At 44.0% G+C, this 20425-nt stretch carries 21 protein-coding genes; 11 read left to right on the top strand and 10 right to left on the bottom strand.

The features are described 5' to 3' along the window. Nucleotides 1-145: 145 nt before the first annotated feature. The gene (locus VB077_RS08320; protein ID WP_323414763.1) at nt 146-391 is read left to right on the top strand and encodes a helix-turn-helix domain-containing protein; all 246 of its coding nucleotides are present in this window, start codon (nt 146-148) and stop codon (nt 389-391) included. Between the two features lie 15 nt (nt 392-406). Here the strand turns inward: VB077_RS08320 and VB077_RS08315 are convergent, their stop codons facing one another. The 5 genes from VB077_RS08315 to VB077_RS08295 all read right to left on the bottom strand — a co-directional run bounded on the left by VB077_RS08315 (nt 407) and on the right by VB077_RS08295 (nt 6469). Next, on the bottom strand, nt 407-1981 hold the full coding sequence (locus VB077_RS08315) for a molecular chaperone GroEL (protein ID WP_323414760.1): 1575 nt from the start codon (nt 1979-1981) through the stop codon (nt 407-409). A gap of 31 nt (nt 1982-2012) precedes the next feature. Next, nucleotides 2013-3344 carry an FMN-binding protein gene (locus tag VB077_RS08310; RefSeq protein ID WP_323414759.1) on the bottom strand — a complete coding sequence of 444 codons (1332 nt, stop codon included), beginning with the start codon at nt 3342-3344 and terminating at the stop codon, nt 2013-2015. 74 nt (nt 3345-3418) lie between these two features. Next, entirely contained in the window at nt 3419-5053 is a 1635-nt protein-coding gene (gene groEL / locus VB077_RS08305) for a chaperonin GroEL (protein WP_323414758.1), read from the bottom strand. A gap of 23 nt (nt 5054-5076) precedes the next feature. Beyond that, on the bottom strand, nt 5077-5487 hold the full coding sequence (locus tag VB077_RS08300) for a YlqD family protein (RefSeq protein WP_323414757.1): 411 nt from the start codon (nt 5485-5487) through the stop codon (nt 5077-5079). A 28-nt stretch (nt 5488-5515) separates the two neighbouring features. After that, a complete protein-coding gene (locus tag VB077_RS08295) occupies nt 5516-6469 on the bottom strand; it encodes a hypothetical protein (RefSeq protein WP_323414756.1) in 954 nt (317 codons plus the stop codon). 297 nt (nt 6470-6766) lie between these two features. Here VB077_RS08295 and VB077_RS08290 point away from each other — a divergent pair, with 297 nt between their 5' ends. After that, nucleotides 6767-6940, top strand: coding sequence for a hypothetical protein (locus VB077_RS08290; RefSeq protein WP_323414755.1), 174 nt, complete (start codon nt 6767-6769; stop codon nt 6938-6940). A gap of 524 nt (nt 6941-7464) precedes the next feature. Here VB077_RS08290 and VB077_RS08285 read toward each other — a convergent pair. From VB077_RS08285 to VB077_RS08265, 5 genes are all read right to left on the bottom strand, one after another. Beyond that, complete coding sequence (locus VB077_RS08285; protein ID WP_323414754.1) at nt 7465-8325, bottom strand: ADP-ribosylglycohydrolase family protein; 861 nt, start codon at nt 8323-8325, stop codon at nt 7465-7467. Continuing rightward, nucleotides 8310-8960, bottom strand: coding sequence for a GyrI-like domain-containing protein (locus tag VB077_RS08280; RefSeq protein ID WP_323414753.1), 651 nt, complete (start codon nt 8958-8960; stop codon nt 8310-8312). Before VB077_RS08280 ends, VB077_RS08285 begins: the two co-directional genes overlap by 16 nt. A 63-nt stretch (nt 8961-9023) precedes the next feature. Next, nucleotides 9024-10607 carry a DUF4173 domain-containing protein gene (locus tag VB077_RS08275; RefSeq protein ID WP_323414752.1) on the bottom strand — a complete coding sequence of 528 codons (1584 nt, stop codon included), beginning with the start codon at nt 10605-10607 and terminating at the stop codon, nt 9024-9026. Nucleotides 10608-10624: 17 nt separating this feature from the next. Then, nucleotides 10625-10831, bottom strand: a complete 207-nt coding sequence (locus VB077_RS08270; protein WP_323414751.1) for a helix-turn-helix transcriptional regulator — start codon at nt 10829-10831, stop codon at nt 10625-10627. A 16-nt stretch (nt 10832-10847) separates the two neighbouring features. Next, nucleotides 10848-11309, bottom strand: a complete 462-nt coding sequence (locus VB077_RS08265) for a DUF2975 domain-containing protein (RefSeq protein WP_323414750.1) — start codon at nt 11307-11309, stop codon at nt 10848-10850. A 126-nt stretch (nt 11310-11435) separates the two neighbouring features. Between VB077_RS08265 and VB077_RS08260 the strand changes: the two genes are divergently transcribed. The 9 genes from VB077_RS08260 to VB077_RS08220 all read left to right on the top strand — a co-directional run bounded on the left by VB077_RS08260 (nt 11436) and on the right by VB077_RS08220 (nt 20418). Continuing rightward, nucleotides 11436-11693, top strand: coding sequence for a hypothetical protein (locus VB077_RS08260; protein WP_323414749.1), 258 nt, complete (start codon nt 11436-11438; stop codon nt 11691-11693). Then, on the top strand, nt 11660-12598 hold the full coding sequence (locus VB077_RS08255) for a magnesium transporter CorA family protein (RefSeq protein WP_323414748.1): 939 nt from the start codon (nt 11660-11662) through the stop codon (nt 12596-12598). Before VB077_RS08260 ends, VB077_RS08255 begins: the two co-directional genes overlap by 34 nt. Before the next feature lie 220 nt (nt 12599-12818). Further along, complete coding sequence (locus VB077_RS08250) at nt 12819-13253, top strand: DUF3870 domain-containing protein (RefSeq protein ID WP_323414762.1); 435 nt, start codon at nt 12819-12821, stop codon at nt 13251-13253. Nucleotides 13254-13287: 34 nt separating this feature from the next. Then, nucleotides 13288-14964, top strand: coding sequence for a lipoyl protein ligase domain-containing protein (locus VB077_RS08245; RefSeq protein WP_323414747.1), 1677 nt, complete (start codon nt 13288-13290; stop codon nt 14962-14964). Continuing rightward, the gene (locus tag VB077_RS08240) at nt 14942-16015 is read left to right on the top strand and encodes an NAD(P)/FAD-dependent oxidoreductase (protein WP_323414746.1); all 1074 of its coding nucleotides are present in this window, start codon (nt 14942-14944) and stop codon (nt 16013-16015) included. The genes VB077_RS08245 and VB077_RS08240 overlap by 23 nt, the downstream gene beginning before the upstream one ends. A 127-nt stretch (nt 16016-16142) precedes the next feature. Further along, nucleotides 16143-18143 (top strand): sigma-54-dependent Fis family transcriptional regulator, encoded by a 2001-nt coding sequence (locus VB077_RS08235; RefSeq protein ID WP_323414745.1) that lies wholly within the window; start codon nt 16143-16145, stop codon nt 18141-18143. A gap of 261 nt (nt 18144-18404) precedes the next feature. Beyond that, nucleotides 18405-18845: a glycine cleavage system protein GcvH gene (gcvH, locus tag VB077_RS08230; protein WP_323414744.1), complete on the top strand. Its 441-nt coding sequence runs from the start codon at nt 18405-18407 to the stop codon at nt 18843-18845. 59 nt (nt 18846-18904) lie between these two features. Further along, nucleotides 18905-19261, top strand: a complete 357-nt coding sequence (locus VB077_RS08225) for a carboxymuconolactone decarboxylase family protein (protein WP_323414743.1) — start codon at nt 18905-18907, stop codon at nt 19259-19261. Nucleotides 19262-19383: 122 nt separating this feature from the next. Then, entirely contained in the window at nt 19384-20418 is a 1035-nt protein-coding gene (locus VB077_RS08220) for a hypothetical protein (RefSeq protein ID WP_323414742.1), read from the top strand. The last annotated feature ends 7 nt before the right edge of the window (nt 20419-20425 follow it).

Genomic DNA, 20425 nt, shown 5'->3' with positions numbered 1-20425 from the left:
AGATGAAGAAGCCATCTCCTTGCATTTTTTACAAGGGATGGCTTTCTCCGTTTATCGTCATTTTTCCTGCATTATCACCATTTTGTATCAGCGCCTTTGGCGCTAAGTCTTTCACCGCCATTTAGCGTACGCGGTCACATCCAGGATATTAAATTTCTTTTATAATCTCTGTCTCAAAAATGGTAAACGGGTGGATAACTATTATGAGTTAACAGTTGATTTATCGCAAAAGGCGATTGCCAAGATAACGGGAACCCATTATGTAACGGTGTGTAAATTATTAGCTTATCTTCGTAACGAAGGCATAATGGAGAAAAAAGGAAAGGATGTGAAGATTTACGATCTTGATAAATTGAGGGATCTTATTGAAGATGAGCAATTAAAATATTAAGTCATTATAAATGCTCTACCTTTGATAGGCTATCAACCCATCTGTGGAGAGGAGAATAGTGGCCACCGAAAAGGCGTTGGTCATTATCTGGATTTCGACCTCTGCTGCGTCAACAATACCTGCGGCTAGCATATCCCGGTATTCATCATTTTTGGCGTCATAACCATAGCCGGAAGGCAGTTCCCGGATTTGATGATAGATCTCAAAGGGGTTTTTACCGCAATTCTCAGCCAGCTGTAGCAGGGGGCGGCGGAGGGATTCTCGCACGATATTCATTCCCCATTGTTCTTCTTCGCTGGCAGCGGTAAGCTGCGCCAGCTCATCGGCAGCAGCGAGAAAGGCGATACCGCCGCCGGGTAAAATGCCGTTTCCGACAGCAGACCGGGCGGAATTGAGCGCGTCCTCGATGCGGTAATACAGCTCCTTGGCCGCCAGCTCCGTAGGCGCACCAACCTTGATATTGGCGATGCCGCCCTTGAGCCAGCCCAGCCGTTCCCACATCTTGTCTTTGGTCCAGCCTTCGTTGCGCAGCTCGATTTGCGCTGCCAGAGCCGCGGTATAGGCCTTGATTTGTTCTTTATCGCCAGCGCCCCCGATGATGGTAGTGGCGTTTTTTTCAATAATGATGCTCTCCGCCATGCCTAAGACTGAACAGTCGGCTTGTTCCAAAGACAGCTCTCTGGCTTCTGCCACCACGGTAGCACCGGTAATCACGGCGATATCGTCCAGATAGGCTTGCCGCCTTTCTCCGTAGCCGGGCACGGTCACGACGACGATCTCCATGGTGCCTTTCAGGCTATTTTGCAAAAGCACCGCTAGCAGGTCGGCGGAAATATCCTCGGCGATGATTAGCAGCGGGCGCTTGCTTTCAAATATTTTCTCAAGGATAGATGTTATCTGATAAATATAATTGATTTCGTCATCGGTTACGAGAATATAGGGCTGTTTTAGCAAGGAGCGGTTTTGTGGTACATCATTGACCATTTGCGGCGAGATGAAACCCTTATTAAATTTGATCCCTTCACAAAAATCGAGCACCGTTTCCTGCCGCTCACCCAATTCCAATTGGATGACGCCGTGCATTCCGACTTTTTCATAGGCGGATCGGATTAGGGCGCCAATCTTTTCTTCACCGCCAGAGACGGTGGCGATGGCCTCTATTTCCGCCGGAGTATTGATAGAGATGGTTTGTTTTTGCAGATAGTCCACGGTGAAATCCACAGCTTTTTGCATCCCCTTGAGCAGCAGGCGCTGATCACAACCGGTTTGCAGATATTTCATCGCGGTTTCGATCAGGCTTTGCGCCATGATGATGGAGGTGGTGGTGCCGTCACCGACGCTGTCATTGGTCTGATCAGCAACCTGCAACAGCAGCTGCCCACCCATGTTTTCATAGCTATCGGGCAGGGTGACGCATTGGGCGATGGTAACGCCGTCATTGGTAGCGGTGGGATAATACCAGTTTTTGTTTTCGATGATGCAATTTCTGCCCATAGGTCCCAAAGTCTTTTTGACGCAATTGGCTATTTGATTCACGCCACGCAGTAAAGCCAGCCGCGCGTCCTGACCGCTTATGGTATTGGTATCCATCGCGAAGCCTCCTTTCCAAACGTATTTTACTTTAAATATTGATAGTGATATTCTCGACGATGGCTGCAATGATCAGCGCCAGAATTATGATATAGAAAGCAAACATTATAATTTCAGTTTTAGAGAACCTGATTTTTTGTTCGATTTTTAGAGCTGCACCGTTTTTTGATTCCCGCTGCGGCCGATTTTTGCTTACGGCGGCATTGGCGGCCTTGTTTTTGTCCGCGGAGCCAATAGCCTTGCGGATATCACGGCTGAGCGAGGCCAGTTTATCTAGAAAAGCGCCGACAGGGCAGAAGGCGGTGCACCAGAATCTCCTAAAGATAAAGGAGGCGACCAGCACGAAGAATGTCAGATACCAGAAAGTGCTGGTACCGTTTAAACCGAAGATGGTGCCGAAAGGCTCATAGGATGCGTTGGCGGGATTCAGGGAGATAAAAGCGATGAATATAACTGTGAAGAGCAGGATATCGCGACCTTTACGCATCCACTTGGAATGTTTACCGAGCGGCAGATTGGTATGGCTGATCGCGTGGGTAACCTCCTGGAGGCCGCAGAAGGGACATATATAGGTGCAATAGAAATTTTTGCCGCTAGCTAGCGCCGGAACGATAGCTCCGACCAGTATTAGATACCAGATCAGATTGGTCTGGGGCATGGGCCAATAGCCGAGCAGGAGCGAAGAGATCTGGGAAATCGAAAGAGAACGATTAAGCCAGAAGCCCATAATGCCGATGCTGCCGATCAGAAATACCAGCCGGAATTTGCCGAATTTTGGGAACCTGGAAAGGATCAGTACCAATACAAAGAGCGCCGCTATTGCAATCTCTTTAACGCCTAATTGCCAGTCGATTTTAGCCTTCGCAGGGCTCAGCCCTAGTTCGCTGACGGCGATGGAATGGGCGACATTCTGAACGCTGTTGCCGATAGCTCGACTGGAAAGAGTGGCGCCGGATACGCAATCAATATCGTATTTTGGCATCAAGGAATCCGTGACAGTTTTTTGGTTGTACTGTTTAAAATAACCGGCGGCGTCGAGCTTACGTAGGTAGGCAGGAGTTTCCGAACTGTTAACGACCTTGACCGCTGTGATATTGCCTTTCGTATCGATTAGCGTAGCGGTGAATACAGGACCGGAATAACCAATATTGCTACTGACGCCGATATATCCGGCGAGCGTGCCGGCGGTGTCATAATAGCTGGCTGTGTGATCTGTGATAGGGATGAAGCGACTGGCCTCCGGTGCGGCTGAATGATAATACTTAAGTACCGTGGCCTCGTCCATTTGATTGTTATAACTGCCGTAGATTGCCGCGGCGATCAAAACGATAATGGCGATAATCAGCATGAAATACTTTTTCATGGATACACCCTCTTAAAACATAAAATAAGCTTCTCTCACACGGATTTTACCTTACTTTGGACCAGTAATATTAACTATATAAAATTACCAAAATCATAATTGTTCATATCCAGTGCTTTTGTCGGCTCGGAAACGAAAGTTTCGCAGGTCAAGGCCATAGCAGCACCGCTGACGCTGCTTTTGAGCGCTGCCAGCGTGACGATACACGGATCTAAGATGCCAGCCGCGGCTAAATCCAGCATTCGCTCATCCACGACGGAAAAGCCCGTCCAGGGCTGGTCCTGAGTGAACTGATGAAGATAGGGCGTGATATCGATACCAGCATTGGCGACAATCTGCAGTAGCGGCTGCCGCAAACCAGCGATGACGATCTCATAGCCCTGTTTTATGTCCTCAGGGAGCTTCTTGAGTGCCAGCTTACTTTGCAGCTGCTCTGCCGCCCACCAAAAGGCCTTGCCGCCACCGGGCAAAACTCCGCCTCTCAGTCCGGCGGTGGCGGCACCAATCGCGTCTTCAACCCGGTATTTTCGCTCTTTCATCTCGGCTTCCGTGCTACCGCCTACCTGGATGACTGCGACAGCGCCGTTGAGCATCGTCAAACGGCTTTCCAGGCTTGTTCTTTCCGCGGCGCTGTTTTTGCCACTTAGCAGTATCTTGATCTGCTCCATCCGGCTTTTGATCTGTTCCGGATCTCCTTTGCCGCCGGTGATGAGGGTATTGCCGCCGCTGACCGCAATCCTCTCGGCACCGCCCAGTTGTTTGGAAGCGATGTGTGAAAGATCATTGCCGAACATGGGATCGAAAACTGAAGAGCCGGTATAGATGGCGATATCGCTCAGGATATCAAGCCTTACCATGCCGCCGCCAGGCGCCTGAACGGCGGTAACTGCCACGGTTCCCTGCTTATTGATCTCCTTGAGCCGGGAGAGCAACTCCCGGCTGAGCTCGCCGGCGATGATTAGCAGGCTCTTTTTGTTATTGGTGCAGAAATCTAGGATTTTTTCTATGGCATTAAGATCATCCACCTTGCCGCTGTGCAGCAGCAGATAGGCGTCTTCCAGCTCGCAGGTCCGCCCCTCGCCCTTGCCGATTAGGGTAGGGGAGATAAAGCCCTTGGTCAACTCTAGCCCTTGAGTGATCTCGATAAAAGTATTTTGTCGGTGGCTCTGCTTCACAGTAATCTTGATATCAAGCCCGACCTTTTCCATGCATTCGGCGATCATCCCGCCGATTTCCTCGTCCTTGGCAGAGAGGGTTGCCGTTTGGATCAGCATTTTCGCGGAGGTGATAGGGATGCTCAGCGCAGTCAATTCCGCTATCGCATCCTCCAGGGCGGCGAACATTCCTACACTCAGATCGACCGGACTATAGCCGGCGGCTATCAGGCGGATGCCGGCATTGAGTATGCTTTGCAGCAATACTAGCGAGGTAGTGGTACCATCGCCCGCCTCGGCGTCGGTGCGGCTGGAGACATCCTTACAGATGGCAGCACCAGCGGCGATCAGCGGGTTTTTAAAAACCATGCTTTGGGCGACGGTGACGCCGTCTTTGGTAACCGTGGGACAGAGGTTGCCCCTTTCGATCAGCACATTTTTACCCATCGGTCCCATGGTCAGTTTGACCATATCAGTTACAGTGTTTACGCCCAGTGCCAGGGAACCGATAGTGGAGTATGCGGCTTTATTTTTTATCGGTAAATCTACTTTCATGGTAGGCTCCCCCTAGGAATTTATTACCGGATATCGATGACGACGCCTTCTTTGAGTAGGATCACGGACGCGGTGGCGTCGGAAAGTTTCCGGCCGATACGTAGGTTATAGGGGCCTTCCACGGAGCCAATAACGACCTCGCTGCCGACCTCCTGATTATATATCCCGTCAATACGCATCAGCAGCTCATCACGGCTGGTATGATAGTGCTGTGATTCGGCGTCGAAATGCTGACGGAAGCTTTCCAGTTGAGCCTTGTCAGCGCCCTTTAAGGAGGCCTCGGTTAGCGCCTTGTTTTTCCTTTCCTGAAACTCCCTTAATTCCTGATCTATAGCGGCGACCTCCGCGTTGCATTGGTCGATCTTATTTTTTTTTGATTCCTCGGTTACGAGCTCTTTGATTAAAATCTCCCTGAAAATCTCGATGCTTTCCATAGTAATTATCAAATCCTTTCCGCAGACATTATTTGTTCGGGTTTTGTTTAGCGCTATTGTAGATTCCATTCCAGCAGCGAGTGGATGATCTTTTCCTGCAGTAGAATTCGCGGTAGCTATCATCGGTGGGGAAGTTCTTACGGAACTCCTCCGTACTTTGCTTATCCGTCATATACCGCTGCATCGACACGGCTGCTTCCTCCGAAGATACGCTGATATTTTCCAGCCTGGCGATCTCATTGAAAATCAGGTTTATTTTTAGTTCGGTAAGCGTAACATTGCGGCATTCCTCAAAAAACAAGCTATCCTCCCTCCAGAAATCGGCGGTGTCGCCTCTGCTGTTCAGCATTCGCTTGGCCATTCCCTTTGCTATGGAGATGCTTTCGTCGACGCTCTGATCCAGCTTGGTTTGATCGAATACGATTTTTGAGTTGTTTTCTATCAAAGTCATGATCTGATTGATATGAGCCTCATCGGCCTGGCGTTGATACCGAGCTTCCACGGTTTTTCTGAATTTGTTCTTCAACTCAGCAAGATTTTTGACCGAGGGATCAATCTCGCGGGCTAGAGTATTGTTAAGCACGGGTGCGGTGGTGAATTGCACATTGTCAATAGTGACTATAAAATCTACCGTCTTGTTTTTCACGGCGGCCACTGGGCATTGCTCGTCAAAATTTATGTGCATATCGAAGCTGTCATTAAGGACATGCCCGATCGCGTTATTGAAGGCAGCGAGCATCCGGTTACTGCTAACCTCGTAGACCAGCCTTGAGACGCAGAGTTCGGGAATGAGCCTGTCCCCACAGCGGGCGTCTATTCTGACGGTCAGTTTATCGCCAGTCTTGATTGGTTGATGTTGTTGTTGCCATTGCATGGCGGCATACAAAACAGCCTTCAACGCCGATTTCTCGATATCGTTATTATCGTAGCGTACAGCGGTAAGGCCGAGCCCCTTGTAGGGGCCGATTTCTATAGTATGCATTTTGTCTCACTCCGTTTAAAGATTTAAAGCTGTTTAAGCGTACCAGCAGCTCAAAAGCCTTAAACAATTTATTACAATAATTATATTTTTATTTCATTATATATCTTTCTTTCACGGGTCTAATTAGTATAGGCTAAAGGAAGCCGGCCAAAATTCGCCCCACCAATCTTAGAAGTATCATAAAGTGTATTATAAATAACCTACAGCCGGTGAAAATTGGCGACCCAGTCCCAAATAATGCCTGCAAGCTCTAAACATACTATTCACAGCATTCTATTCTAAAAGTGGTAAGTGTTAATGAGTCAGGGAAAAGGATTGGATCATACTGCCTATGGGGGCGTCTCCAGCGATCAGTATGTACCCTATGTTTCTGCTCAAGGGGCAATGCCTGATGCGACGGGGGTTTCCATTCTCTTTGGGATTATTTTATTAGGAACTAAAGGATCTAATGTCATGCCAGACATTAGCTAAAACATCAGTTTAGGTACAGTAAGTTTGCTAGTTGGTCCAAACGGAGACGGAATTGCTCTTTACTGAACAGCTTAGAGTAATGGGGTTTTGTGGGCAATAAGGCCATAGGTGTAAATACAAACATTTCAAATGCCGTAGCAATTGAAAATGTTTGTATAGGCTATTAGAAAGAGAGGGCTTTGGCAATATGTTAAACAAGAGGTTTTCGATTTTTTCTGTACTAATTCAAAGGAATACCGTAAAGAAGGAGCTACATCCCCAACCGTAAACGAGGAAACATTGCAGACAGCGGTTGTAGATGCTATCAATGAGCTTAAAAAGACACCCACACAGAAAAGCCGTGAGAACCCAGTAATGCTGGATTCTCGCGGCTTTTCTGTTTTAGTATAGCGGCTATTTCGGGGCTTACGTTAGAGCAACGTAACCGCCGCCGAAAGTAACCATAAAATTTTAAGAAAGCGGTGCATTTTTTAGGGTAACCGTTAAAAGACAGGGATAATCGTTAAAATTGAACCGCTTGGCCTTTACTCGAAATCTTGCACAAATTTGCGCCACCGACGGCATACATCTCGAATCGGTTCATCAAGATACGTCCACGCCTTATCCTTTATCCAATCTGGAATACCGTAGGCTGCTTCGGCAATGCTGCCGGTAATCGCGGCAAGTGTATCGCTGTCACCGCCGAGCGAGATTGCATTTCGGATAGCGTCCTCAAAGTCTGTACTTTCAAGGAATGCTGTAATAGCTTGTGGCACGGTGTCTTGACAGCTTGCGTTAAAACAGTAGGTCGGGCGGATTTCATCAAGTGTCCGCGAAAGGTCATAGCCGTGTTCATGCTCAATGTGTTCTTTAATTCTTGCTTTCCATTGTTCGGGAGTACAGCAGTCGCCATTGCCGTAGTCAAGTTCGTAGCCACCAAAGTAGAAACGGCACATAAATATTGCGTCCGTCACAGCCAATGCACCTTTGATCCCTTCGGGATGGTTGTGCGTTACTTCGGCGGATTGTATTGCTCTGTTTCTACCGTTTGACGGCCACATCCCAGTGCGGGCGCAAAACCCACAATCCATCAGCCATGCACATGGTGATACCCTCATCGCAGAACCATTTCCCCAACTATTGTACGGCTCGCGGCTATCTGAGAAAAGCCAGCTTCCGAACCGACCGCCGTATCCAGCGTTCGGATACATTCGCCCCCACTTCTTCATCGACTCAATGAAATTGTTAGGTTCACCACCGTCCATTAACGCTTCGGCAACCGCGACCGTCATCACCGTGTCGTCCGTGAAAAAGCAATCGTTACGGAACAGCGGGAATTCCTTTGTCTTTATGTTATGCCACTCGTAGACCGAGCCTACGATGTCGCCGATTATTGCTCCAAGCATGATTTCCTCACAATCGGATGCCGGATAATCGTTTTCAGTTTCTCCGGCGAAACCTTGCGCGGGTCTCCAAGATAAATCTCGTGATGGCGGCGCATACCCGAGATCTCCGTGCGATAGCCGCTTTCTTCAATAAAATGCTCTAATGATGCAATGGTCGGCGGTTCGCCGTCGTAAGGACCTATGTGGGTAATCTGCCCGCAAAGTCCCTCGGTGAACTTTTCAAGCCGGATAACCGACAAGTCAAGTTCGGGTTTCTTGACGGCTAGGATTCCTTTGAACCGCTCAAAAATATCCTCCGTCACGAAGTCCGGTACGCGCAGCATAGACGTCCATTCGAATCTGCTTTTGTCAATAAAGGTCGGGGCGTTTTCCTCGCCTTCCACAGACCATAATCCCTCAAGCGGCGGTACGACAAAATCAAAATAGCCGTCAGGGGTATTGCCGCCCATTTTGCTCATCTTTACAGTATAGGAAAATCCATATAAAGCCCCGACAGCGTTTGAGTACTCGGCCGACGTGTTCGGGTCACCTTTGCCATCTGCCATAACAAAAGTCATCTCCGGAATGTCTACAATAGTCGGTCTTGCGGCAGGTGCATAAAGCGATTTGAATTCCTTTTTGAAATCGTATGCCATAATATTATTCCTCCAACTTGGATGATGTCTTACCTATTCGCTATTTGTAAACAGAAACCTTCCTTAGCGTGGGGTCAACAAGTTCATGGTTCTCTCCCCGGGGAAGATTATGAGGGGCACGGGGTTTTTATTTTCTTTAAGACTTTTCTGTGCTCTGTACTTGGAAAGATTGAAAGATTGCCAGGATGTTTTGCTATCGAGTACTGCTTTTTTAGAGTTAAGCCCATTATTGAAGGGAGTGATCAAACTCATGTCGTGCGTTGTATTCACAAATTCTACAAGCGGCGGGATTGCATCATAAGAAAGTGTTGTTAAATATTGAATGTCTATAGTTTTTCCCTCGGTATAGCGTGCAATATTTTCCTTTACAATTATTCTGTCGACATTAATATAGTTCAGTAGGGTATAGGCAACAATCGAAATGACAACGAAAGATTTGAATAAGGGTATGGAATGGCGCCATATTTTAATAAAAGATACCATAAACAAGACAAAAAGGTATCCCATAAAAGCATGGGTTAAGACTCTCAGATAGGTAAAGCCATAGGCATCTTCGTACAATGACATTCTGAAGTGAGCCGATAACAGCATAATGAACGTGCTCATCACCAGGACTGTATTTAATATTTTTACAACTCTGTCCAGCTTTTTCCCAGAGGTTTTAACAAAATACATGTTTCCGATCAGAAGAGCAAGATTGATGAGAGTTACAGCAACCAGTTCGAAAAATCCTTTGCGTGCATATTGTGCGAACGTGAAATTACGAGGCAGGCCGTCTGTTAGGCTCCCAAAGAGATAGGAAAACTGAATGGCGATAAAAAAGATATAAAGGGCGTCGATCACGATCAATAGAGTTGTAACCGTAATAGGATCGAGAAACTTGCCGGGGGAGAGAAGTTCTAGGTTGGAAATTCCCTTTCCGGTTTTAGGCTTTGAATAAAAGAGGCTCCAAAGATAACTAAACACGAGGCAGGTTACTATCGTAACAATAAGGAATTGGGGAACAAATTGGCCGAGGTTGATGTCTTGAAATAGATTCGGAATCTGATTAATAAAATAACGGAAGACATCATCGGCGGATGCTAGAAGAGGAACGATGATGATCAACAAAGGAATCGTAAGGATTAAACCGATCAGAACTTTTACCATAACCGTCGATTTTCCTAAATCCGTTTTCCTTTTTATAGTCGAAGATATCAGCGAAAAAGGCTTGAGGCAGTTTTCCAGAGGACGAACAAAAATCCCATTAAGCATATCCAGGAAAAATGGCGCTTCAAACCACTTAAACTGATTGTTTGAGGTGAGAAGAAGGGTGTGGGCGACGACCAAAATGGGTATAAGAAGAAAATTAAAGACGTGAAAGAATGGATTTGAGAAAAAGAAATAAGTAAAAGAAAGGGCGATGATCGATATCCCCAGCAGCCCTGTAAAATCCAACGTGAGTTTTGGTTTCTTTTTTATACTCCAAAATAAAAAAATATACAGTGCGGTTATGTATAAGGGATAGGACAACCCCAGAGATTTCTTATAGAATAATAAATTAAACAAGAGACCAAGGGCAAGAGAACCCAACAAAAGAGTGATCCCCTTCTTATTTGCGAGACCTTCAATCTGGTTTTCTGTGAGTTGAATATTGGTTTGCTCCATCGAAACCACCTCCATGATTAGTCCGGCCTGTATTCTAAAATATCCCCCGGCTGGCAGTCCAATGCCTGGCAAATAGCCTCCAGAGTAGTAAGCCGAATGGCCTTTGCTTTATTATTTTTTAGGATCGATAGGTTTGCCAAGGTAATATCCACTTTGGCAGCTAATTCTGACAGGCTCATTTTTCTTTTAGCCATCATGACGTCTAAGTTTACAACGATTGCCATTTCCTGCATCCTTTCTCTATATCGTTAAATCATTTTCTTCTTTAACCTCGATGGCCTGACGGAAGACTTCAGCAAGAACGATGGAGAAAAGTCCGGCAATGATAAAGATCATTGTAATAATTGTGGTGAGAACAGAGTTGTAAAAAAGGATCTTGAGAATATACGCAGCAGCAATAATAAAACAAGCCCATCCCACTCGGTTCAAACTTTTCACATTATCCATCATGAAAGGATTTCTTCGATTGAGGGTTTTAAAGATCTTTCGAATCTCATTGACTAACACAAGACATACGATTCCGGTAAAATAGAGGAACCCAAGCATAAAAGAATAATTTTCGCTGTTCGTTGGATAAAGCGCATTCATATACCACCTTAATCCATAGGGTAGGGTGATTGTAATTGCTAGTCCTCCTAGGAAAACCAAATCAAGAATCCATTTCACTAATACAGATAAGCTTTTTTCGCCCAAGATTAACATGATTGTTCCGAGCCCTCCTTGTAATTAATTCTTACGAAACCAGTATAAATCCTTATTTGTCAAAACTCAATAAATATTTATCGTAATACGATAAATGTTTATTGAGATATAGTAAGACGAATAATATTGATAGCAGAAAAGAGTGCTGATTTCAACGTTGGTGAGGGGGACCCGAAAGCGATTGGCGTCTCTGCAATATTTGACACATGTGGACCGGCAGCCTTAGAATTTGAAGGACTTAAAAATTATTACCCCACAGATGTCATCGGTGGTTTTTTAATTGGCGGTTGCTGGGTGATAGTGGATATAATACTCCTATTGCCGTTTTTAAGATATGAAGGAGAGATTAAATGGATATCTTTTATATTTCAGAAGAAGGAATAGATGTAGAGAAAAATAACGATACAAAATTTAAAATGATTTTTTTTGAGAAAAGTGATTGGAAAAATATCGATTCTGTTCTAAGCAGCGTGGTAGAGCCTTTTAAAGAGTCGTGCTTATATCAAATTGCTCAAGTACAAGAGAAGTTAATGTTGAATGGGACAGCTAAAGCTCGACGTCCGTATCTCAGCCAGCTAGGTCATGGACTTGTTTATGTGTGCTTATGGGATATCACTCAGGCCGGAAACGAAACGGCTATTCAGCTTTTAGTTGACCCGACACAATTTATCGTAATCGATAAAGATTCCTTACCTTTAATAAAAATTGAAGATTGGCTTAAAAAAGGGTTGATTAACGGGCCAATGAGTATCGCACTTCTGATGGGATTCAAAATACTGAAGCATAGCGAAAACTACATTGAGGAAATTGAAATTCGAATGAGCGACTTAGAAGAAGCGATCCTTGAAAACCTTGAACGATCTCAACAAATAAGTATAACCTGTATTCATCGAGAGGTGATCAAACTAAAAAAAGACATGAACAGCCACCTCCCAATATATATGAGGCTCGCTCGATTAGATCCCGAAAATCATGGAGATTGGCAGGAGTTAATTACAGATATGGAGCATGAAGTAGAAAACGTAAGACAGCTTCATGAGATCACGGAGAATCTGAGAGAGGCATTTCAGTCGTCCATGGATAATCGATCGAATGACATTATGAAATGGCTTACTCTTTTAGCGACTATTCTCTTACCTATTAATCTTCTTACCTCGTTCTTCGGCATGAACATTGAAGGGGTACCCTTAATACACAACCCGTACGGTATGATCTTTTTCTATACTTTATCAGGGGCAATTGTGATCCTTGTCTTTGCCTATTTTAAATCTAAAAAATGGCTTGATTAGGATTAAAGTTTTAAATATGTGAAAGTTATTATTTACATTATCGGAGATATGGTGTAGTATATGAATAAAAGTAATGGTATTGGCAATTTGCGGAGTATCAATGCTACACATTGATATAATCAAGCAAATGAAGACCAAACGTAAGGGATATCTTTTTATAGAAAGATATACTGGTTGCGTTTGGTCTTTTGTGTTTTTTGTAGAAAGGGGAAGATCGGTGATGAACGGTTATTTCCAGAAGTGTGGCGACAGTGAATTCGATTATAGAAATTACATTTTGGTTAGCGGTGATGCTGTAGTAGCAAAAGAGTCTATAGTCTCCAATACCAGAGAATACATGCGGGTAAGTTTTTTAATCGACAAGAAAAGCCATTGCGTTGTGGACGCTGTTTTTAACGTTTTATGTGAAATGCACAATGATTACTTACGAAAAATCGCTTTAGGATTTTGTATGGATGATCCCATTAACGATTTATTGCAAGAGATTAAAGATCATGTCTATATTGGAAGTTCAGGTGCTGTTTTGCAGGCGATACGCAATCTGGCGGAGCGCTATAAGAAACATGTGCAGCTAAATAGATATTCAAACGTTTTGGCCTATATTAAAAGTTGGCATGCAGATTGCAAGAAAATGAAAAGGAGGAATTCTTGTTAAATCATAGAAGCCATTACTGATTGGGGGAAAAACGATGAATGAAACGTGGCGATTACTAGATACAGGGCACCGAACCGGTTTGGAAAATATGGCTTTGGATGAGACGTTGCTTATTGCTCGCAGTCGCGGCCTAAGTCCGAACACTTTGCGTTTTTTACAATTTCGTCCTCATTGTGCTTTGGTCGGATTTCATCAATCGGTTAATCAAGAAATTCGAGAGGAGTATTGTCAAGCTCAGGGAATTGATATCAATCGTCGGATTACTGGGGGCGGAGGGCTTTATTGGGATGAGTCTGCCATTGGGTGGGAGATTTTTGCTCCTAAAGATCATCCGGCAGTTCCTCCAACCCTCGATGAACTCTATGCAAAAATGTGCGAATCCGTCGTATGCGGACTAAGAAAGCTAGGCGTTAATGCGGCATATCGTCCCCGGAATGATATTGAGGTAGATGGGCGCAAGATTTCAGGAACGGGTGGAACGGAGTTTGATAATGCTTTCCTTTATCAAGGGTCAGTTCTTGTCGATTTTGATGTCGAAACGATGCTGCGTGCTTTGCGTATTCCTATCGAAAAATTAAAAAATAAAGAAATTCAATCGGTGAAAGAAAGAGTAACTTGTCTTAATTGGGTTCTCGGTTTTACTCCTTCGGCAGATGCTATTAAAGCCGCTTTAGTTCAGGGATTTAGTGAGGTCTTCGGGTTTTCGTTCCGAACAGGAACGCTTAATACCGCTGAACAAGAATTGTTCGGGGAACTGTTGCCTAAATTTAAGTCCCCGGAATGGATCTTTGGCGTTCGTAATAAACAAGATCGCCGCCGTGAGCTTCGCTCCCTATTAAAGGCTGAAGGGGGAATCATCCGAACCTCTTTGGTTGTGGACATCATTAGCCGGAGAATAAAATCTGCCTTGATCACTGGAGATTTTTTTGCTTACCCCGGCAGAGTAATTCTTGATCTCGAAGCCCGACTCAAAGATTTGCCCGCTTATCCGAAAATCATTCGCGAGACGATCGAGGAATGCTTTACTGCGGCCAATGCCCGTATTCCTGGTTTAACTGCAGACCATTTTGCGCAAGCCATTATCGAAGCTCTCAATAAAAGCAAACTTACTGAATTAGGGGCTTATCCAGAAGAAGTTAACACATTGTTTTTGGTAGGAAATAAACTTCATCAGTTAACTGACGAAAGTTTAACGAATCATTCGGTTAGGGAAACGTTTAACCGGATAATATCTTCTGAAAAGCCTTTAAAGGAGCATCCAAAGCGGCTGCCATTTTTACTTCCTTATTGTGCCAAGCTACCAGAGTGCGAATTCCGTTATACAGAAGGGTGCGGGCGCTGCGGACGCTGCGATATAGGGAAAGCTTACGAATTAGCGGATGCATTCAATTTGGAACCTATTTCAATCCAAAATTACGAGATGCTCGAAGATATATTGAAAAACTTAAAAGAACAGGGATTTCCCGCTTTCATAGGGACATGCTGTGAAGCATTTATGGCTAAATATCGTGATGATTTTGAACGGATTGGTTTACAAGGTATTTTAATTGATGTGGATAGTTCGACCTGTTACGATTTAGGAAAGGAAGATGCAGCCCATCAAGGCATATTTGAAAATCAAACGAAATTAAAAATTGATTTGCTGCAAAGGGTTATTGAAAAAGTGACAGCCATAGGGGGAGAGGAAAATGAAACGCAAGGCAAGTTATGATATTGTTGTTGTAGGAGCAGGCCCTGCGGGAAGCACGGCAGCGCGTGTTGCTGGGGAAAACGGGGCAAAGGTTTTGCTTCTGGAGAAACGATCTCAGGTAGGGTCGCCTGTACAGTGTGCCGAACATATTCCTGAAGCCCTCGTTCATCATGTCAACATACAGCCAGAACATATAGCACAGCCTGTATCCGCCTTAGAAACCTATCTTCCAAACGGGGATGTTCATATTATGCCTGCCCGTGGATATATCCTTCATCGCAATGCATTTGATAAATACTTGGCAGTCTCGGCAAACAAAGCGGGAGCACATTTATGGGTTGGGGCGAGGGCTTTACGTCCAAGCAGCGATGGTTTAATTGTCATTCATCAATCAGAGGAGAAAGAAATTGGGGCCAAAATAATTATTGGGGCTGATGGTCCCGGCTCGACAGTCGGACACTGGATGGATCAAGTCAACCAAGATTTCCTAGTAGCAGCCCAAGTCGAGGTTGTTTTAGACAAGCCGATAGAAACAGCTAAAATATATTTTCACTCTGATTATGTTCATGGTTATGGCTGGGTTTTTCCCAAAGGGACAACAGCCAATATCGGGGTAGGACTTTCCGCAGGGATTATCGGCAGCTCCCAGAAAATATTGGATAGGTTTCTTAAGCGGCTGGGGTATGGACGGGAACGAGTGGTAAGCCAAACTGCAGGAATTATTCCTGTAGGGGGGCCTTTAAAATCAACCTGTTCCGATCGTTATCTATTGGTAGGTGATGCAGCAGGGCAAACTCATTCAATTACAGGAGCAGGAATTGCGAATGCCATACTTTGTGGGGAGATGGCCGGGCGGGCGGCAGCCAAAACGATTCAGACCGGCAACCGGAGGTTATTAGGTGACTATGAGAAGGAATGGCGAACGTATTTAGGACGTTCTCTGCAACGAGCGGTTAATAATCGCCAATATCAAAAAACAATGTGGACGAATGATCAAGCTGCTTTAAGTGCTCTTATTCAGGAAACTTGGATTGCATTTCCAAATTATACTCGAGAAAAGGCTAAGAATTAGAAGTCTTGCATAAAAATTTTATAAATAGAACTAAATATAGTATTTTTCGAAGAAAGGATTTAAGATATTTATTACAGGAATGGCCCGGCCTTTTGAATCCAGGATTTATATTCTAGGAGGCATTGGCATGAAGTTATCATATAACCCGGATCAGGAAATCCCACGGTTACCGTTAGAAAGAATTAAGTATTATGGGGCTTGGGAAAAATTCGTTTACGATGGCGAAATTTCCGAAGATATTCCTGATTCGATTAAGCAATCTTGGCAGCGCTGTGCTCAATTAAAGGTGGATCCGTTGGCGCTTTCATTACCAAGAGTGCTGCCTTTTAGGGAGCTTAATGTTCGTAAACGAAGGCGCAGCAATTTTATAAAAATTGCTCGTTCAGTGATTAAAAACTTATATAAACTCGTTAAAGGCAGTGGGTTTACGATCTTTTTAACCGATGAAGAAGGTGTTGTGCTGCTTATCGATGGAGATCCTTCTGAATTGGAAAAGCACAAACGGATAAATCTCATAGAGGGTGCAATATGGACTGAGCAGGAAGTCGGTACGAATGCTGTTGGCACCGCAATTGTAACCGGACAGCCGATTCAGGTTGTGGGTGGTGAGCATTATTGCGTAACCCAGCATGAGATTACGTGTTCAGCGGCACCGATATACGGGTGTGATCATAAGATGGTCGGTGCCTTAAATATGTCTGGGGCATGTGAAAGAGTTCACCCTCACACATTGGGGATGGTAGTTTCTGCAGCAAAATGTATTGAAAATCAGTTAGAAATTAAACAAGCTCTTGAACAAGTTGTGAAAGCAAATACCATAATGAAAACAACCCTTTTTTCGGTGCCCGATGGGATTATCACGTTGGATGAGAGAGAAAATATCAGTCAACTTAATCGTAAAGCTGCTCAGATACTGGGAGTTGACGGGGAAGAAGTCATTGGAAAAAATATTGATCAGATCTTTTGTACTAAGCCCCCTTTATCCCGAGTCGTAGAAAAAGGCGTTATGATGGATGCTGTTGAAGTGGCCATTGAACAGGACAAGATTAAAAACAGATATATTACCGTCAATGCCCGTCCTATAATAACAGAAGAGGAGCAGGTTACAGGAGGTGTTATTGTACTTCGCGGGAAGGAAACAGTCAACTATCTTGTCAATAAAGTTACCGGTGCACAGGCTCAGTTTACGTTTCATTCTATTTTAGGCAAAGACACTAAACTTGAAAAGGCAAAAGAAATAGCTCGTACAGCAGCATTAACGAATTCTACTGTTTTGTTATTAGGCGAAAGCGGCACAGGCAAGGAATTGTTTGCCCAGAGTATCCATAATGCCAGTCACCGCAAAGGACCATTTATTGCCGTAAACTGTAGTGCTATTCCACGGTCGCTTATTGAAAGTGAGCTCTTTGGCTACGAGGCGGGTACATTCACGGGTGCTGATCGAAATGGGCGGCCTGGGAAGTTTGAACGAGCAAATGGAGGTACCATTTTTTTAGACGAGATTGGCGATATGCCGCTAGACCTTCAGACTATTTTGTTGAGGGTCTTACAAGAAAGACAAGTTGTAAGAGTAGGAGGATATAAAACGATCCCGATCGATGTTCGTGTTATCGCCGCTACGAATAAGAATCTGGCATCGAGGGTTGAAGAGGGAACTTTTCGCGAGGATCTATATTTCCGGTTAAATGTAGTGACCGTTAATATTCCACCGTTACGTGAAAGAGTTGATGATATAACGGTATTAGCTAAATCTCTTTTGCCTCAGATTAGTTCCCGGTTAGGAAAGGAAGTAACCGGAATAACCATTCAGGCATTAAAATGCCTACAGGAATATCGATGGCCCGGTAATGTCCGTGAATTAGAAAATGTCTTGGAACGCGGTGTTATAGTAGCCCAAGGTAACCTTTTAACCATTAAAGATATTCCTGATTATCTGGTTAAACGACCATTGCCTTCTCAAATAGTTACAAGCGAACTCCTTAGGTTGGTGGACATCGAAAAAAGGGCTATTGAAACAACGTTGACCCAGGTGTCTAATATTGTAGAAGCAGCGAAAATTTTGGGAATAAGCCGGAGTACGCTATATCGCAAAATCAAAGAATATAATATTTATTATAGCGATGACTGATTTTGAAACACTCTTACTGAGATATTAGCTCTTTATCTCAGAATAGAACATTAATGTCTTAAAATAAAACAGATCTTTAGATAGATTCGGATAAAAAAGAACTTGGGCTAAGTCCAAGTTCTTTTTTATTGGGCATGGCCTAGGGAAATTCTTCAGTAATCCTAATAAAAGAGGCTTAAAACGTCTCGCCTATTTATGGCATAGAACTTGCATAGGAATATTAAGAAAACATAAAGCCACTTTAGAGAGGAGGTCAGTGCATTGAAAGTTGACAAATACAACTATCCTGAAGGTTATTACTATGATAAACATCATTTTTGGGCTCGAATCGAAGACGACGTGGTTATCATGGGAATGACCGAATATGCAACAAATTCAGCTGGTGATCTCGTATTTATTGAGATGGTCGAACCTGGTAAAAAGGTTCAACAGGATAAAGCATTCTTATCGGTTGAGTCAGGTAAATGGGTTGGCCGGGTATTTGCTCCGGTATCGGGTGAAATTGTTGAGGTTAACGAAGAATTAGAGTTTGAGCCGATGTTGGTTAACCAAGACCCGTATGATAAAGGGTGGATCGTCAAAATCAAGCCAAGCCAGCTTGAAATGGAATTAGCGAATTTGCTCACCGTTGAAAATCTCAGCGAGTGGTTAGAACCCGAGATTGAACGCCAGAAGAAACTTCAAGCTAAAAAGGGTTTCTAAACTTCGACCCATCAATCGCAATCGATGCCAAAGACCAAAAAAATAGGGAGGAAGATTAAATGTCAGAAATAAACAGAGCTCAAAGGATTCTTAAAGATTTTCAAGACGGATTAGAACGTGCTAAAGTCGCTATGCCGAAAACCATTCAAGCCTATATGGATCTTGAAAAATATGCCGGCGTAAACTACGGTGTTTTCGACAATAAAACGAAGGAACTCATGATGTTGGCCCAAGGCGTTCGGACACCTTGTAAATATTGTATTGCTATTCATACGTATAATGCGATTAAAGAAGGGGCCACTAAAGAAGAAATTTATGAAGCGGCCAGTATTGCAATTCCCTTTGGTGGGGCTAAAACTTTCGCTTATGCTACCACTTACCTCACCGAAGCTGTTGAAGCTTTTTGGGTGGACTAATTTAGAAGAATGCATTTTTGGTTATCAGGCATTGATTGGTTTGTTGGAAAGGCACCATGGGGATAGTTTTTGATCTATGGTGCCCGTTCTATTATATAGACACCAAAAAGGGGTGGTCTACGATGCAAATCACAGTTCTAAAAAATTCGGAAGTCTCAAGGCTATCTCTGCTTATCCACAGCGAAATCAAATGTACAATAGGTTGCCGCTATTGTTCAATAAGTATAGAAGATACGAAACCATTTAGTTTAAGAGAAGTATTTGCATTTCTCAAAAAGTCCAGAGGAGAAATACGGGAAATTCACATTATAACATTAATATACAACAATGCATTTAAAGATCTCTGTTCTTGTATCGAACAGCTTAGGACGGGTACCCATTTACCCATAATCGTTTCAATTAATCCCTGGCTTGTAACGCATAATGAAGAGCTTAAAATTCTTAAGTCTATCGGAATTAATCAGGTTAGTTTCTCTTTAATTGCGAGTACAAGAAATATCGAAACGTCCATTCGGCCTGATCAGGATAGTGTGCCGTGGTGGGATATATGTTGGAAGGTGGCTTCCAGTGCAACCCCGATTTTTGGCTATGGCAACGTGATCCTTGATTTGGGTTTGGGTATTGGGGAAACTGAACAGCAGGCATTAGCGGCCATTCAAAAAGCTAAAGCATTAGGTGTTCTCGTTTCGATTAGTCCTTTGCCTATGGAAGGCAAACTAGATGTATTCAAAGTGAGCGCGGGTAAATTATTTCGAATTTTAGTGGGTCAATATTTGCTAGAGAAAAATTTCGTCACGTTGGAACAAATGCAATTTGATAACTTTGGCCAAGTGATACATTTCGGGATACTTCCAGGAAAGCTCATTGAAACGTTAAACTCCCCAAATTCCCTAGACAGGAGAGTTTCTTTTAATTGTTCTAATCTTGTTCCGCAGGAAAAACTACAGTGGTTTTTCGATCAGAGGGACACCGTTTATGGACCTGATTTAGTTAAGCAACTTTGTTCCATTGATTGGGCCGAAGCTTGGATTACACAACGAAGGGTCATTGAATTAGAGAACATTAGGTTTAACGAGGACGAAATCGAAGGTGGAAACGGATCGATATATAAAATGATTGCCGAAATCGGTGAAGATGACTTAGAGGACGAAGATTAATGGGGGG

Origin of the sequence: Desulfitobacterium sp. (genome assembly GCF_034927245.1) — a bacterium.
Classification (GTDB): Bacteria; Bacillota; Desulfitobacteriia; order Desulfitobacteriales; family Desulfitobacteriaceae; genus Desulfitobacterium_A.
This window is presented reverse-complemented; position numbering and strand designations above follow the sequence as displayed.

Excerpts from the sequence above, each read along its gene's own strand:
- VB077_RS08310 (WP_323414759.1), bottom strand. The coding sequence starts at position 3,344 with ATGAAAAAGTATTTCATGCTGATTATCGCCATTATCGTTTTGATCGCC.
- VB077_RS08225 (WP_323414743.1), top strand. The coding sequence starts at position 18,905 with ATGTCAGAAATAAACAGAGCTCAAAGGATTCTTAAAGATTTTCAAGAC.
- VB077_RS08280 (WP_323414753.1), bottom strand. The coding sequence starts at position 8,960 with ATGGCATACGATTTCAAAAAGGAATTCAAATCGCTTTATGCACCTGCC.
- VB077_RS08255 (WP_323414748.1), top strand. The coding sequence starts at position 11,660 with ATGGATATCTTTTATATTTCAGAAGAAGGAATAGATGTAGAGAAAAAT.
- VB077_RS08270 (WP_323414751.1), bottom strand. The coding sequence starts at position 10,831 with ATGGCAATCGTTGTAAACTTAGACGTCATGATGGCTAAAAGAAAAATG.
- VB077_RS08275 (WP_323414752.1), bottom strand. The coding sequence starts at position 10,607 with ATGGAGCAAACCAATATTCAACTCACAGAAAACCAGATTGAAGGTCTC.
- VB077_RS08290 (WP_323414755.1), top strand. The coding sequence starts at position 6,767 with ATGAGTCAGGGAAAAGGATTGGATCATACTGCCTATGGGGGCGTCTCC.
- VB077_RS08300 (WP_323414757.1), bottom strand. The coding sequence starts at position 5,487 with ATGGAAAGCATCGAGATTTTCAGGGAGATTTTAATCAAAGAGCTCGTA.
- VB077_RS08240 (WP_323414746.1), top strand. The coding sequence starts at position 14,942 with ATGAAACGCAAGGCAAGTTATGATATTGTTGTTGTAGGAGCAGGCCCT.
- VB077_RS08265 (WP_323414750.1), bottom strand. The coding sequence starts at position 11,309 with ATGTTAATCTTGGGCGAAAAAAGCTTATCTGTATTAGTGAAATGGATT.
- VB077_RS08315 (WP_323414760.1), bottom strand. The coding sequence starts at position 1,981 with ATGGATACCAATACCATAAGCGGTCAGGACGCGCGGCTGGCTTTACTG.
- VB077_RS08285 (WP_323414754.1), bottom strand. The coding sequence starts at position 8,325 with ATGCTTGGAGCAATAATCGGCGACATCGTAGGCTCGGTCTACGAGTGG.
- VB077_RS08235 (WP_323414745.1), top strand. The coding sequence starts at position 16,143 with ATGAAGTTATCATATAACCCGGATCAGGAAATCCCACGGTTACCGTTA.
- VB077_RS08220 (WP_323414742.1), top strand. The coding sequence starts at position 19,384 with ATGCAAATCACAGTTCTAAAAAATTCGGAAGTCTCAAGGCTATCTCTG.
- VB077_RS08250 (WP_323414762.1), top strand. The coding sequence starts at position 12,819 with ATGAACGGTTATTTCCAGAAGTGTGGCGACAGTGAATTCGATTATAGA.
- VB077_RS08295 (WP_323414756.1), bottom strand. The coding sequence starts at position 6,469 with ATGCATACTATAGAAATCGGCCCCTACAAGGGGCTCGGCCTTACCGCT.
- groEL (WP_323414758.1), bottom strand. The coding sequence starts at position 5,053 with ATGAAAGTAGATTTACCGATAAAAAATAAAGCCGCATACTCCACTATC.
- VB077_RS08245 (WP_323414747.1), top strand. The coding sequence starts at position 13,288 with ATGAATGAAACGTGGCGATTACTAGATACAGGGCACCGAACCGGTTTG.